Raw genomic sequence first — 13,662 nt, forward strand, 5'->3', positions numbered from 1 at the left:
CTATAATGCACCGCATTTGTTGTACAAGAGTCAAACGAGCATGGACAGTATCACTACCCTCAGCGAACTTCTCACCGCCGCCAACACCCAATATCAGGTCTATGATCTCGGCCGCCGGGTGCAACACATAGATCCCATGGCTTTTCATCAGATAGAAGCCCTTCAAAGCCCCTATCCCTTCCCCATACAAGGACATGCCCAGTTTGCCCTGGTGTTCTGGGATGGCAGTAATCAGCAATATATCTGGTTCCTGAAATTACCTTTGGATGAGCGCGGACTCCTGGTCCCCGCTGCACGCAGCCAGTTTATTCAGATGTTGCTTGAAGCCATGGGGGAAAACCTGACCCGTGAACTGACCGAAGCTCAGCAGCAACAGATGGCCAATCATCCCTTCAGTTTCAAGCCGCCACAGGAAAAACTGGCCCTGTTCAACGCCTTGGTGCGCAAACAACTGGGACAAGCCGCTTCTGTGCAGTATGAATACGCCTGCCAATACCTGAGCGGCAAGGTGGCAGCCGAAAACTGGCAACATTTGGGGCTGCAAGGGCTGGCGGATATCTGTGCCCGGGTCAATGAATTGGATCACTCTGCACTGTTGCAACAAGGGTTGAGCAAAGGCGCCGCCGAGGTGCAGATAGCCCTTTGCCAGCAACTGGAACATATACTATTGCCAGAGGCGCTTGCCGAAACGCTCTTCCAGGCATTCAAAGATGCTGCCCCCGAGCATAAGGTTTACTTCCTTCGCGCCTTGGCGTCTCACCCTGAACTTTGCCAACAGGCGATAACTGAGCTGGACAAGCAACAAGCGCTGAATATTGACGCCTTGATCGCCATTGCCGCCCGCTGCTGGCTTAGTCTGAAACAGGATGAATGCCGCAAAATTTATCTCGAGGCTCTGGCTTTGCAGGAGCAAAGCTTCTTTAATCAAATCTTTGCTGATATTGTGGCCATACCCGGGATACGTACCCAGGTATTGAGCGAACTTCGCAATCCTCACCGCAGTGACCGCCTGTCCGGCGCCATTGGCGGTCTGTTCAGGGCGACCACAGAATGATGACAGATTTTCTCCTGATCGCAGCGCTGGTAATGATTGCTGCGTTTTTCTGGCAGCTGCGACAAATGGCCGAACTCAGCAGGGTATTTGCCGAACGGGAATGCCAACGGCAAAAGGTGCAGATGCTAGCCATCGCCATGGAGTCGGCGCGTCCCAGCATTGGGGGCCGGAATGGTCTGTGCTGGAAGGCACGCTTTATGTTTGAGTTCAGTACCGATGGCATCAACCAGTATCGCGGCCATATTCTGATGCACGGCAAACAGATCCAGAAAATTGAGTGGCCCATCTTTCCCGAACCCGAATGGCATGAAGCGCCAACGGCCAGAGGCAGTGTCGGTGGTGGTTGTGGCTCAGGAGGGGGGTGCCGTTCGGGTAAGTGCCGCTGATATTTTGCTGCATCTGACAGAAAACTGAGCCGCTCCCGTCGTTGAAGAATCAACAAAGTTTGGCCAGTTACACAGATAAAAAGTCAGGAATATGGCAGCAAGCTCTTGCGCCTTCAAAGTTTGAGAACCGTTTAAGTCCCCAAATAAAAAATCCCTAAAATAAGAAAGGGCGCGACAATTAAGCCGCGCCCATCTGTTTCTCTGTTAAGCCTTCCAGCTATTAAGTTGCTTCCCTGCACCATCCATGCGTCTGCCGTGCGTCCTGCGCTCCCTGTACCATCCTGGCGAGTCCCTGTACTTGCGTACCTGTTCCCTTAGTCCCGATTATCCCTTGATCGGGCCTTGCTCTATCCTTAAGCGTGTCCAGTATCGTCCTTGCGCATCCGTTCAATACATCCTGTTTCGTCTTCCTGACGCTGACCACATTCCTTGGGTCAGTACCTTTCCTTGTTTGCCATCATCCTGATAGGCATCTTCCTTGAGTCATCCTTGGACCGTGTTCCTCACGGTTTAGGTCTTCCTGACCTTGTTTCCTGAATCATCCTTGTCCTTGGATGATTTAAATACTAATCCAATCCCGCCCCCAGGGTTGTACAGAAACCGTTCAATAACTCGTGCAACTTTTTTGCAGCAATTGAAATGAATTGCATAACTAATTAATTTTAAATGGCTTAATTGTTTTTCAGCGACAAAACCCGCTGTTTAACTCTTGTTTGTCTCACAGTCTTGTGAGACATCTCGCACACGACGCCCAGCTTTAATGGAAAACGGTGTGTAGTTAAATACACATCGGCTATAAATCAGTACCGGAATTACCCAAGCTTTAATGACTCCCTATACGAAAAAACAGCAAAAGAAAAGGCGCGTCCTAAGACGCGCCCTATTTACTGCTGTCAGCCATCCCGCTGAGTTGTGCTCCCTGCACCTTCCATGCGTATGAATTTCTTCCTGTGGACACCTTGTCTCAGTGATGACAGCTTCCAAGCTATCTTTTCATCCCTGCTTACAACCATCCTGGTGTCTGCTCAATTCCCTTGAGCCTCCTTATGGCCTCCTGGCACTCATCTTCCATGTTTGCCCATCCACGAGCTTGTTGTCGTCCATGAGTTGGGTTTTCCCTTAACCCAAAGGCGGGCATCCCTGAGCCTGTCCTCTACTTCGTCCTGAACGCTTTCCTTAGCAGACCTTCCTGTCTCAAATGCCCTTTCCTGGCGCGGCAATTTCCTTATTACCAGAAAAATCTCCTGTGTATCCATCATGGATACTGCTTTCCCTGCGAGCCATTTCCTTGGCTTGAACTTCCCTGGAATGGTTTCAAGACCTCCTGTCTTGATTGTCATCCATGACTGAAATCCATTTAGCAGGCTTCCTTGCAGCTCGTCCTTGCATAGGCCTTTCCAAAACGTGTCATCCTGACACTTGCCCTTCCTTGGAAGCTCTGTCAAAGCATCCTGCCCTGACCACAACTTAAGTGTACCCAAGGCCCCCCTCTTTGAGATGGTCAATTTTAGAACATGCTGGGAATGACAAATATTCAGCTGTCGCTAATAAAAGGCTAAACACTTGTTTATTAAAAATATTTAATTATTCATCAGTAAGAACAGCCAATAAGGCTTATGTTTGTCGCACAGCTTTGTGAGACATGTCTCACATTGGTACTGGTAAATAACCAAAAACACTCAGAAACGACGTTTACCACTGACAAATTGGGCCAACATGACCCAGTCAGCCATCAAGCTGTAGACTGGGTATTGAAAGGTCGCCGGCTTATTGTGTTCAAAACCAAAGTGACCCATCCAGGCAAAGCCATAACCCACCACAGGCAGAGCCAAGAGCCATACAAATTGTCCACTAACCAGGCTGAATAACAGAATAAGCAATACCAGGGTCGAACCTAGATAATGCAAACCTCGGCATACGGGATCGGAATGCTGCGACAGGTAGAAAGGATAAAACTCGGCAAAACTCTTGTACTTTTGCTCCACTCTTAACTCCTGTTATTGGTAGACGTCATCATCGGTATGACTGTGGTAAAAGAGCAACTCTCCGGTTAACTGCCCTATATTGAGCTCAACCACAGGTACAAAGCCTTGCTCTCGGAACAGATGAGAATGGCCATCCTCGGTCACAAAGACTCCAACCCCTTCCAGCTCCGGCTGCTCATCACACCAACCCAATACCGCCTGGACGAGCAACTTGCCATAACCCTTGCGCTGCTCGGTTAAAGCTACAGCAATGAACTGTATAATGCCGTATTCAGTAGCCGGCAGGTGCTCCAGAATTGAATTCTCCTTCTGCATCAACTTCTGCGTCGATTGCCAGCCTGTCCCCAGCAGCATTTTCAAACGCCAATGCCAATAGCGCCCCTCCCCCTGGGGAAGTGATGAGGTCACCACGCAGGCAACCCCAACCAAGCGCTCAGCATCGAACAACCCAATAAGGGGCTGCTCCTGTTGCCAAAGCTCATTGAGCTCTTCACGAATTGCGGCTCTGAGCTTTTGTTCATATTCGGCGGCATTGGCAGCCGGCAAGGTCTGCTGAAAAAACGCATCATCGTGATAGGCGTTATAGAGAATTGATGCGGCCAGGCGCAAATCTTCTGCCGTCAGGTAGACGGCACGCAGGGAATCGGGAGTCTGGGTTTCCATTTGTTGTTGTCCTTGTCAGCCAAAAGGGTAGTTTCCAATTTAACAATTTTGGATCAAAGTACAATCTTTTGCTTATCAGGCCGTTCGACTACTGCCGTGGGCAACATTCACACAGAGATATTAAGCTCTGCCGATTTAAAGCAATGGATCTGCGGTTCGATTGGTATAAGCTAAGGGAAAGGAATAAGGCTTACTATCTGTTTTATGAAGGCTTGTTCACCCGTGACTCATCACCTTGGCAATATATGTCAGGACTTCTGGAGGTCAGAATATGGATACCACCCACACAGACTTGGCCCATTTATTTGAGCAATTGGGACTCCCCAGCAGCAGCAAGGCGATAGAAGGCTTTATCGGCACACATTCTATCCCCGAGGGAGTCAAACTGGTGGATGCACCATTCTGGAATGAAGCGCAGCGCACTTTTTTAACAGAGGCTCTGGCCGAGGACGCCCAATGGTCAGACACCATAGACCATTTGGACGCCCAGCTCAGGAGTTGATTGAAATTGGGATGAGTGTGAATTACAGCTGCGCGTAGGCCTTATCGCCCCAGCCAATCAGTTGTTGATCGCGAAACACCAAGGGGGTGCACTCATCCTTGGTGGTCTTGCCATCACTGTGTCTGTGGCGGGTACGGTAAAATAGTACCTGTACTTGCTGATCATTGGAGAGAAAGGCTTCATTAAAGTCGGCCTGCCCCATGAGCTGCTGCACCTGTTGCTGATCCATCCCCAGAGTCAACTTGGCCAGTTGTTGCTGATTTTGCTGTTGCTGCAGCTGCCAGGACTCCTTTTCATCCCAGTTGGCTTCGTGATCGCCGACATTGACCACACAGGCACTAAGCCCTAAGCTTGCAATCCCCATCAGTGGCAGTAATAACTTGTTCATTGTCACTCCTTGTTATATTTATCAAATGTTGACTTTTGTTAAGCAAATGCAGCAAACGCTATGCAACATGCAGGCCAACAAATAAACTGATAAATATCAAAATGATAAAGCAAACAACTGCTGCACTATGTAGCTATTCGCGAAAATGTGAGGTTTTTTACCAAGATGTCCACTCCACTGGAACAGGTCATGGCCGCCGCGGCGGCAGTAGCCCAAAGCGGCCATACTCCCTCTCTGGCACTGATTAAGGCAAGACTCGGCAACAAGTTACCAATGCCACTGCTGGTTGAAGGTCTGCAGCGTTTCAAATCCCTGCCAGAGTGTGAACGGGAAAAACTGCTTGAAGACGCACCTCAACTGCAAGAAACCGTGCCACAACAAGCTGTCACCACAGTAGAAGTTCTCCAGCAGGAAATCAGCCAGCTACGCCAGGAACAGCAACAACTGAAACAAGAATTCGCGGCCTTGCAACAAAGACTCGCCAAGCTTGAGGGCCAGCAATAATGTTTGTCTGCGAACTCAGGTTTGAATGCTTTGCCAACACCACTATCAGCGCCGCAGAAAAAGCCATCAATACCCTGCTTGAAGCCTGGCGGGCCAACGGTCAGGTATTGGGGCGCGAATTTGCGGTGGCCTTTAGGGACGGGGAGTTCAGAGTCAGGCTGCTGCTACCGGAAGAAACCAGTCTGGCCAACAGGCACAACAGTCCCTGGGCCAAACAGGCGTTGCAGCAGTTAACCGAGGCCAAACTGCTGGCCCCCAAGGAAAAGCTCATAGGTCAGGATATCAATTCCGAGGTCAGCACCCTGGAGCCCCCAAGTTGGCAGCTACTTTATACCAGCTATGTGCATATGTGCTCGCCGCTGCGCAGCGGCGATAACTTGCTACCCATTCCACTCTATCGCATTCCCGCGACCTTCAACGGCGATCACAAGCGGGTGATCCGTTGGCAAACCGAGTGGCAAGCCTGTGATGAACTGCAGATGGCCGCAGCAACCAAGGCCGAATTTGCCGCCCTCGAGGAGCTTTCCAGCCCGGACAGCGATCTGTTCCGCCGCGGCTGGGATCTGCGCGGCCGTATCGAATATCTGACCCAAATTCCGACCTATTACTACCTTTACCGGGTCGGGGGAGAGAGTAAGCAAGCCGAATTGGCCCGTCCCTGCCCCCGCTGTGGCAACCCGGACTGGCGCCAGCCCAGCCCGTTGCTGGATCTATTTCATTTCCGCTGTGATAACTGCCGGATAGTCTCCAACCTCTCCTGGGATCATCAATAAACTGGGACAATCAATGGCCTAGGATCATCAATAGCAGTGTTCATCAATCAATAGTGACAGTGGCAACCCCGACTGTCAGCGGCGAGAAAACAGGTGTTGCCACATAAGCTTCATTCGCGCCCAGAGACCGGGATGGTCGACATCCGCCATGGCCGGCTCCACTGGCTCGACCGCTGGCGCCACTCTGGGGCGCAGCAAAGTGAGAAACTCTTCCAGACTGTCTGCCAGCTTCTTTGAGGGAAGCTCACCCGGGGTCTCGCGCCAGACAGCACCGGTTTCGTTATCCACACAGATCATCTCATCACCTTGCCCCAATAGACCGATAAACCAGGTCGGTGGCTGCTTGAGCTTGCGTTTCATCATCAGGTGCCCAATCAGATTCTGCTGCAGAAACTCAAAATCATCCTGACTCCAGGGCTGCAATAGTTCCCCTTCGCCGAAATCGGCTTCAAACAACAGATGCGCGGCAAAAAACTGCCCATAAAACTCGTCGATATCGGCATGCAGCGGCAACTCCAGCGCATGGCTGACATTGGCAAAACTGCCAGGCTGTTCTCGGCGAATAGTCTGCCACAGTAGCGGATCTTCACCATCCTCCTGCAGCACACAGGGCGAGGCTTCTCCCCTAGCATAATATCTGGGGCCTTCCCCCAGACTCGACTGGTAACTTTGATGATAACGGCTGAGAAATTGCTCCAACGCCTGGGCACAAGACACTTATCGCACTTCCAAATTCAGGTATAATGGTGGCCTATTTTGACACGGAAACCCGCTTGATGACACAGAATCACGACCCTTACCGGAACGCCGAAGCCTTATCTGGCCTGACACTGGGTCAGCAGACAGATTATCAAGAGCATTACGCCCCTGAGCTATTGCAGGGAGTGCCCCGTAAACTCAACCGTGATGCAATCAACCTGAGTGCGCCTCTGCCGTTTCAGGGGGCCGATATCTGGACCGGCTATGAACTCTCCTGGCTCAATGCCAAGGGCAAGCCCATGGTGGCCATCGCCGAGTTCCAGCTGGATCTCAACAGTGAGCATTTAATCGAGTCCAAATCCTTCAAGCTCTATCTGAACAGTTTCAATCAAACCCGCTTTGACAGTACTGAAGCCGTCGAGCAGACCCTGACCCAAGATCTGAGCCGCTGTGCCAATGGCGAGGTAAAAGTCAGAGTGATTGAACCCAAGCACTTCAACAGCCTGAGAGTTGTTGAGCTGCCGGGGCACTGCATTGACGATCTGGATATTGAAGTCAGCGACTATGAGTTCAACCCCAAATGGCTCGAGGACAGCACAGACGACAAGCAGATAGTCGCCGAGACCTTGAACTCCAACCTGCTTAAGTCCAACTGTTTGATCACCTCACAGCCTGATTGGGGCAGCGTGATGATCCGCTACCAGGGACCCAAGATAGACAGGGAAAAACTGCTGCGCTATCTGATCTCTTTCCGCCAGCATAACGAGTTCCACGAGCAGTGTGTGGAGCGGATATTCACCGATCTGAAGCGTTTCTGCCATTGCAGTAAATTGACCGTCTACGCCCGCTACACCCGCAGAGGTGGGCTGGACATCAACCCCTTCCGCAGTGACTTTGAGCACCTGCCAGAAAACCAACGCCTGGCGAGACAATAATCACCAAAGATGGATTTTATTTAAGCCAAAGAAAATGCCGTTCACAACCAGTGAACGGCATTGAATGTTATGCTGCAGCGGCCTTACTTGGAAGGCAACTCTTTGACATGCAGATCCATCTGAGGATAAGGGATGCCAATGCCGTTGTCGTCCAGAGATTGTTTAATCTGCTCCATCAGCTCGAAGTAGACACCCCAGTAATCAGCAGACTTCACCCAAGGGCGAACCACATAGTTGACCGAAGAGTCAGCCAAGGTGTGCAGACCGACTGTATAACCAGGCTCTTTCAGTACTTTTTCATGGTTATCGAGAATGCTAGTCAGTATCTGCTTGGTATGACGGATATCTGCATCGTAAGAAACCCCGATCACCAGATCGATGCGGCGCTTGTCCATAGCCGAGTAGTTGGTGATGCTACCGTTCATGATAGTGGAGTTGGGCACTATGATGACCTTGTTATCCGGGGTTTTCAGACGAGTTGAAAAGATAGTGATTTCATCGACAGTACCGGCAACACCCGCAGCTTCAATATAATCTCCCACGCGGCAAGGGCGGAACAGAACCATCAAGACCCCGGCGGCAAAGTTAGATAGTGAGCCTTGCAGCGCTAAACCCACGGCCAAACCAGCGGCACCGAGAACCGCAACCAGAGACGCGGTCTGAATTCCAATCTGCCCCAAAGTAGCGATAACCGTGAACACAAACACCACTGCCCAAGCCATATTGGCCACAAAAGAAACCACGGTTTGGTCTATCTTGCGTTTACTCAATACTTTAGCCGTAACCTTCTTGGCCACATTAGACAGATATTTACCGACAAAGAAAATAACAATGGCAAGCAATATCTTGATGCCGTAGGCTGCTATTAACTCAGGCGCCTGTTGCAATAGCCCTTCGAGATTTTCCATCATAAAACTCCCTTTAACACCTTGTTTAAATTACTTAGGTAAATCGACCACAAACTCAACCCTGCGGTTAAGGCTGCGGCCTGAGACATTGGTATTATCAGCGGCAGGCTGCTTACTGCCATATCCACGAGTACTGAATCGCGCCGCCGGAAAACCATAATCCTTAATCAATATTGCTTTAGCACTTTCGGCCCGGGCTGCAGATAAAGGTTGATTTATGGCATCCGAACCGCTGATATCGGCATGCCCTTCAATACTCAGGTTTACATTGTATTGCTCTAGAAAAACTTTCATTTTGGCCAGTTGCGGCCACTGCGCTAGAGGTATCTGCGCCGAGCCCAAGTCGAAATATAGCCTGACAGGTTCAGCGATGCCGCAACCTGCAGGATAGGTACCGGCAGCAGTTGTTGGCAGACAGATATCCGTCAGAGAAAAGGCCTTGTCCAAGACACAACCATTGGCACTCACTGGTATCAGTGTCTGAGTTCCGGGACAGGCATCTTTGTTATCAGGGACGCCATCACCGTCTGAGTCACCCCAGGCAAACACGCCCCAACTCAACAACAATAATGCCAAGCCTAAAGTCACTCGCCAACCACTTATCACTCGGCTCTCCCCGCTCATTTAAGCCATAGTATCGACTGTGTCACTGCAGAGAATAATCCACAATCAACATTGAAGCTTTGATGACTCAAGTCACAGTTTTTCAGAGACACATTGTATAGATATCCGTATTTTTAACCAAGACAAACCATTATTGGTTGATGACAATTAGTGAATGAATTAACGGAACAGCATTTTATTGTTTAACACCTTGCTGATATGGGCCGACATACTTGAGCCGCAAACTGTCATAGAACCAGTTAAACAAGGGGTTGTAGCAAAAGAAGAACACCAGAATACCGGCTTCGATAAAGAAAGCGTTGAGCAAGCTGGTTTCCAGCGCCCAGGCAATAGCGGGAACCGTCACCAGAATGAGTCCACCTTCAAATCCCAGGGTATGCAATGACCTGAGCCCAATACCACGGGCATCACGGTTATTGCCATAAAGCCGGTCAAACCCCAGGTTGTACAAGTAGTTCCACACAATGGCACACACACTTAAGAAAACACTCACGCCTGCCATGGTGCTCACTGCGCTGCCTGTGGCCCAGGAGGCAACCGGGATTAATAGAATAAGGGCTATGGCTTCGAATAGTAGCGCCTGAAAAATACGTTCTTGAGTAGTCATGCTTATTTCCATTCTGATTAACAGGCCGCGGATTATCATCTATCATTAAGATACATAAAAGTTAGATACCATCACCATTAGTGATATGTTAACCACAGAACAATTGGAAGCTTTTGTCGCCAGTGTCGAGACGGGCTCCTTTTCAGCCGCCGCCAGACAACTGGGTAAAGTGCAATCCGGTATTAGCCAGCAGATAATGAATCTGGAGCTGGATACCGGGCTGCAACTCTTTGACCGCAGCGGTCGTTATCCCCAATTGACCGCGGCTGGGCATCACCTGTTGCCCTACGCCAAAGCCGTGTTGGCGCAGCACCGCAGATTGGCTCAACAGGTATCAGGTTTGGGCAGTGACACATCAATGGAAGTGATTCTGGCGGTTGATGAAGGGATCCCCTACAACCGCCTCGGCGATCTGCTCAGACAACTGGAGCTAGAGTTTCCGCAAATTTGCCTGAGTTTGCTGTGCGCCTCGAGCAAAGATGTGATTGCTCTGGTCAAGGAAGGCAAAGCCACTTTGGGCCTGCTGTTCAGTGAACCGGTTTACCCCGAAACCCTGGACTTTGAAACCATAGGCACTGTGACTTTTGAGTTACTGGTCAGCCCCAAACACCCCTTGGCCGAGATACGTGCCATGCATACGGATATTCTCAAACTGCACAGACAACTGGTCATAGGCAGCAAATACTCGAGTAATTTCTGGTTCGTTCAGGTGCACTCGCCGGATGTTTGGTTTGCCGACAACTATTACGTCCTGTTGGAGCTGGCCAAACAAGGGTTTGGTTGGGCACTGCTGCCAAGGCCTTTGGCTCAGGAAGCAATGAGTAAGGGGGAATTACAGGCCGTAAAGCTGGATTTTGAAGTAGGCGGCTGGCAGGCCAATGTGGATGTACTCCAGTCATCGGCCAGTCAGGTGTCCAGAGTCAATGTCAGAATGCGGCAACTACTGCGTGAACTGCTTAAAAAACAATAAAGCGGCTTTATGCCGCTTTATTCCAATGTTGAATTCCCACAATGTACCCGCGTGGATCAGAGGTTATTTTTCCACCTTGGGCGGGAAGTTGCTCATTACACTGGCTACCGCCTCGTTAACCTTGGCAATTCGCTTTTGCGGAGTATCGCTATCGCGAATAGTGTCAGCCACTGAGCCACGCCAGATGAGCTTGCCGGACTTGGCGTCGACCAGATCCACAATCAAAGTACCGACTTCATATTCGCGTACTGTGGTTTGGGTCTGCATATTGCCGCCCCAGCCCCAACCCGGCCCCCAATATGGGTTGTAACCATAGTTGGTGTTGAAAGTGTCGACATTGATTTTCTTGTCTACCTTGGTCAAATAGTTAACCAGGATATCGGCGTTTTCCTTGATAGCAATCTGCAGGCCCTTTTGTGCCAACTGCCGATCCAAGGCATCACGTACTCGCTGATCCATCAAACCATCCAGATGATAGCTGGTGTCTTCGGATTGCTTTTCCACCCAGGCATAACTCTTGTACTGGCTGAAGTTCACACCCGGGTCATAATCCCAGCCAGTATTCAGTGTACTGCAAGCACTTAGCATCAGTGCCATTGCGGCTGTTATCAGATACTTCATCGAAATTTCCTCGTTTACCCAGGCCAGGAAACGGCCATAAAAACCCATGAAATCAGCTTACATTTCAATCTTCTGCTCTACAACCGAATTTAACAAAATTTAGTTTACCGATTCAGCTTGACTTCAGTATAGCACCAAATGATAATGATTATCATGTAGATTGAATAGTGAATGACTCATGTTTTGGTATCTCGCATTCTTTATTATTGCCAGTGGTGTTTTGCTGACTCGAAATTCTTTGCTACAACAGGCGCAGGAACTGGCCGGAATAGGCAGCATCAGTCAAGCCAGGCGTTTGCTTATCCTGCCGCTGCTCATTCTCGGTTGGCTCGGTGCCAGATTGGTCGAGCAACAGATTTCACCTTTTGATCTGGCCGCTTTCGGCTTCGTCCTGACGACACTGACACTACTGGTGCCCAAGCTAAGAATACTGATGCTGCCCTGCGCCTTTTTATCTGTGGTGGCAGTGCTTGGCGGAATACTGCTTTCCTGACATCTTCTTGTGATTGCCGGCGTCCAAGCCGGTGGCTGATATTGTTCCCTGCACAATTTCAGTTTTTTACCAGCCACCTTAACGGTGGCTTTTTTTTGATTTCAGCGGCTTGGAGCAAGCCATTGGGCGCTTAGGTTAAATCTGCTAGACTGCGCCCATAAACCATAGATCAGCATCAACAATGAAAACAGATCCTAATGTCAGTTTGGTATACAGTACCGACAAAGGCCGTATCAGCCAGCCCAAGGAACAAGCTACAGTCCCGACATCCGATGGTATCGTCCGGATCCACAAGGACAGCAAGGGCCGCAAAGGCAAAGGTGTTTCAGTGATCAAGGGGCTGGGACTGGATGCCAAGGCGCTGAAAGAACTGGCACAAAAACTCAAGAAGCAATGCGGTTGCGGCGGCACGGTAAAAGCGTTCGACATCGAGATCCAGACCGACAATCGTGAGCAAATCCAGGGCCTGCTGGAGAAGCTGGGCTACAAGGTGAAGCTGGCCGGCGGCTGACAGGCAACAAGTACCAGGAGCAGTATGATGGACAGTTTGCAAAATCATTTTCTTATCGCCATGCCTTCGCTCGATGATACTTTCTTCGAGCGTTCGCTCATCTATGTGTGCGAGCACGACAGCAAGGGCGCCATGGGACTCATGGTCAATCGTCCCATAGGCATTGAGGTTGATGAGTTACTGCTGCAGATGGAGCTGGCAGAAGAGGAATCTCTCAAGCCTTCAATAGACAACAGCGTACTGGTAGGCGGTCCGGTGAACCCGGAGCGGGGCTTTGTACTGCACAGTAGTCAACCCCATTGGGCCAACAGCACTGCCATCAATGACGAGATAATGCTGACCAGCTCACGGGATATTTTGACCTCTCTTGGCACCTCAAAGGCGCCGGAGCATTTTCTGGTGGCGCTGGGATACGCTGGTTGGAGCCGCCACCAGCTGGAGCAAGAACTGGCGGAAAACAGCTGGCTGACCATTCCCGCCACACCCGAGATACTGTTCAATACTCCCCATGAGCATCGTTGGCTCAAGGCCACCCAATCACTGGGATTCGATATCTGGCAAATGTCCAGCCAGATGGGACACGCTTGATTACAGAGGCAAAATGACAGCAAAAACCGTACTGGGCTTCGATTTCGGCACTAAGAGCATAGGCATAGCCATAGGTCAGCAGTTGACCGGCAGTGCCAGCCCACTGACATCCATCAAGGCAGTGGATGGTATTCCCGATTGGCAGCAGATAGCGGCTTTAATCGAAGAATGGCAACCGGATCTCGTGGTGGTGGGACTGCCACTCAATATGGATGGCACAGAGCAGGAGATGACCCAGAGAGCCCGTAAGTTTGCCAACCGTATTGCCGGGCGTTTCGGTGTCAAGGTGGCCACCCAGGATGAACGCCTGACCACGGCCGATGCCAAGGCCAGATTATTTGAACTCGGTGGCTTCAAGGCGCTGACCAAGGGCCAGATCGATGCCGTCTCTGCTGTGCTGATCATCGAAAGCTATTTCGAGAACCAGTACTGAAACTTCAGCGGCTTAAAG

Annotated in this window: 20 protein-coding genes; 11 read left to right on the forward strand and 9 right to left on the reverse strand. The window is 50.4% G+C overall.

What is annotated here, in order from left to right; all coding sequences use genetic code 11:
* Positions 1–40 precede the first annotated feature (40 nt).
* Both K5621_RS14155 and K5621_RS14160 read left to right on the forward strand, forming a co-directional pair.
* A complete protein-coding gene (locus tag K5621_RS14155) occupies positions 41–1,054 on the forward strand; it encodes a DUF3549 family protein (protein ID WP_221049549.1) in 1,014 nt (337 codons plus the stop codon).
* Complete coding sequence (locus K5621_RS14160) at positions 1,051–1,440, forward strand: DUF3301 domain-containing protein (RefSeq protein WP_100145142.1); 390 nt, start codon at positions 1,051–1,053, stop codon at positions 1,438–1,440. The genes K5621_RS14155 and K5621_RS14160 overlap by 4 nt, the downstream gene beginning before the upstream one ends.
* A 1,061-nt stretch (positions 1,441–2,501) precedes the next feature.
* Here the strand turns inward: K5621_RS14160 and K5621_RS14165 are convergent.
* The 3 genes from K5621_RS14165 to K5621_RS14175 form a co-directional block, all read right to left on the reverse strand.
* A complete protein-coding gene (locus K5621_RS14165; RefSeq protein WP_221049550.1) occupies positions 2,502–2,780 on the reverse strand; it encodes a hypothetical protein in 279 nt (92 codons plus the stop codon).
* 339 nt (positions 2,781–3,119) lie between these two features.
* Positions 3,120–3,425, reverse strand: coding sequence for an Mpo1-like protein (locus K5621_RS14170; RefSeq protein ID WP_221049551.1), 306 nt, complete (start codon positions 3,423–3,425; stop codon positions 3,120–3,122).
* Positions 3,426–3,437: 12 nt separating this feature from the next.
* Positions 3,438–4,088, reverse strand: a complete 651-nt coding sequence (locus tag K5621_RS14175) for a GNAT family N-acetyltransferase (RefSeq protein ID WP_221049552.1) — start codon at positions 4,086–4,088, stop codon at positions 3,438–3,440.
* Positions 4,089–4,359: 271 nt separating this feature from the next.
* On the opposite strand from K5621_RS14175, the gene K5621_RS14180 reads away from it, so the two are divergent.
* Positions 4,360–4,590, forward strand: coding sequence for a DUF2789 domain-containing protein (locus K5621_RS14180; RefSeq protein ID WP_025010969.1), 231 nt, complete (start codon positions 4,360–4,362; stop codon positions 4,588–4,590).
* A gap of 22 nt (positions 4,591–4,612) precedes the next feature.
* Here the strand turns inward: K5621_RS14180 and K5621_RS14185 are convergent, their stop codons facing one another.
* Positions 4,613–4,978 carry a DUF3192 domain-containing protein gene (locus tag K5621_RS14185; protein WP_037466957.1) on the reverse strand — a complete coding sequence of 122 codons (366 nt, stop codon included), beginning with the start codon at positions 4,976–4,978 and terminating at the stop codon, positions 4,613–4,615.
* Positions 4,979–5,143: 165 nt separating this feature from the next.
* Between K5621_RS14185 and K5621_RS14190 the strand changes: the two genes are divergently transcribed.
* Together K5621_RS14190 and K5621_RS14195 are read left to right on the forward strand one after the other, a co-directional pair.
* The gene (locus K5621_RS14190; RefSeq protein ID WP_221049553.1) at positions 5,144–5,482 is read left to right on the forward strand and encodes a hypothetical protein; all 339 of its coding nucleotides are present in this window, start codon (positions 5,144–5,146) and stop codon (positions 5,480–5,482) included.
* On the forward strand, positions 5,482–6,255 hold the full coding sequence (locus tag K5621_RS14195) for a Zn-ribbon-containing protein (RefSeq protein ID WP_028779837.1): 774 nt from the start codon (positions 5,482–5,484) through the stop codon (positions 6,253–6,255). The genes K5621_RS14190 and K5621_RS14195 overlap by 1 nt, the downstream gene beginning before the upstream one ends.
* A 75-nt stretch (positions 6,256–6,330) precedes the next feature.
* On the opposite strand, the gene syd is transcribed toward K5621_RS14195, so the two are convergent.
* Positions 6,331–6,972, reverse strand: coding sequence for a SecY-interacting protein (gene syd, locus K5621_RS14200; protein WP_221049554.1), 642 nt, complete (start codon positions 6,970–6,972; stop codon positions 6,331–6,333).
* 59 nt (positions 6,973–7,031) lie between these two features.
* Here syd and queF point away from each other — a divergent pair, with 59 nt between their 5' ends.
* The gene (queF, locus tag K5621_RS14205; protein WP_221049555.1) at positions 7,032–7,889 is read left to right on the forward strand and encodes an NADPH-dependent 7-cyano-7-deazaguanine reductase QueF; all 858 of its coding nucleotides are present in this window, start codon (positions 7,032–7,034) and stop codon (positions 7,887–7,889) included.
* An 83-nt stretch (positions 7,890–7,972) separates the two neighbouring features.
* Here the strand turns inward: queF and K5621_RS14210 are convergent, their stop codons facing one another.
* From K5621_RS14210 to K5621_RS14220, 3 genes are all read right to left on the reverse strand, one after another.
* Positions 7,973–8,797, reverse strand: a complete 825-nt coding sequence (locus tag K5621_RS14210) for a mechanosensitive ion channel family protein (protein WP_100145769.1) — start codon at positions 8,795–8,797, stop codon at positions 7,973–7,975.
* A gap of 30 nt (positions 8,798–8,827) precedes the next feature.
* The gene (locus K5621_RS14215; RefSeq protein WP_221049556.1) at positions 8,828–9,403 is read right to left on the reverse strand and encodes an OmpA family protein; all 576 of its coding nucleotides are present in this window, start codon (positions 9,401–9,403) and stop codon (positions 8,828–8,830) included.
* Between the two features lie 193 nt (positions 9,404–9,596).
* Positions 9,597–10,028: a PACE efflux transporter gene (locus tag K5621_RS14220; RefSeq protein WP_221049557.1), complete on the reverse strand. Its 432-nt coding sequence runs from the start codon at positions 10,026–10,028 to the stop codon at positions 9,597–9,599.
* 85 nt (positions 10,029–10,113) lie between these two features.
* On the opposite strand from K5621_RS14220, the gene K5621_RS14225 reads away from it, so the two are divergent.
* A complete protein-coding gene (locus K5621_RS14225) occupies positions 10,114–10,998 on the forward strand; it encodes a LysR family transcriptional regulator (RefSeq protein WP_221049558.1) in 885 nt (294 codons plus the stop codon).
* 63 nt (positions 10,999–11,061) lie between these two features.
* On the opposite strand, the gene K5621_RS14230 is transcribed toward K5621_RS14225, so the two are convergent.
* Positions 11,062–11,619, reverse strand: coding sequence for a DUF4136 domain-containing protein (locus K5621_RS14230; protein WP_221049559.1), 558 nt, complete (start codon positions 11,617–11,619; stop codon positions 11,062–11,064).
* A 178-nt stretch (positions 11,620–11,797) separates the two neighbouring features.
* Here K5621_RS14230 and K5621_RS14235 point away from each other — a divergent pair, with 178 nt between their 5' ends.
* The 4 genes from K5621_RS14235 to ruvX all read left to right on the forward strand — a co-directional run bounded on the left by K5621_RS14235 (position 11,798) and on the right by ruvX (position 13,644).
* Entirely contained in the window at positions 11,798–12,112 is a 315-nt protein-coding gene (locus K5621_RS14235; RefSeq protein ID WP_221049560.1) for a hypothetical protein, read from the forward strand.
* A 181-nt stretch (positions 12,113–12,293) separates the two neighbouring features.
* Positions 12,294–12,623 (forward strand): stress response translation initiation inhibitor YciH, encoded by a 330-nt coding sequence (yciH, locus tag K5621_RS14240; RefSeq protein WP_101059075.1) that lies wholly within the window; start codon positions 12,294–12,296, stop codon positions 12,621–12,623.
* 27 nt (positions 12,624–12,650) lie between these two features.
* A complete protein-coding gene (locus tag K5621_RS14245) occupies positions 12,651–13,211 on the forward strand; it encodes a YqgE/AlgH family protein (protein ID WP_221051208.1) in 561 nt (186 codons plus the stop codon).
* 13 nt (positions 13,212–13,224) lie between these two features.
* The gene (ruvX, locus tag K5621_RS14250; RefSeq protein WP_025009458.1) at positions 13,225–13,644 is read left to right on the forward strand and encodes a Holliday junction resolvase RuvX; all 420 of its coding nucleotides are present in this window, start codon (positions 13,225–13,227) and stop codon (positions 13,642–13,644) included.
* Positions 13,645–13,662: the final 18 nt, after the last annotated feature.

This window comes from Shewanella carassii (assembly GCF_019670705.1).
Lineage (GTDB): Bacteria > Pseudomonadota > Gammaproteobacteria > Enterobacterales > Shewanellaceae > Shewanella > Shewanella carassii.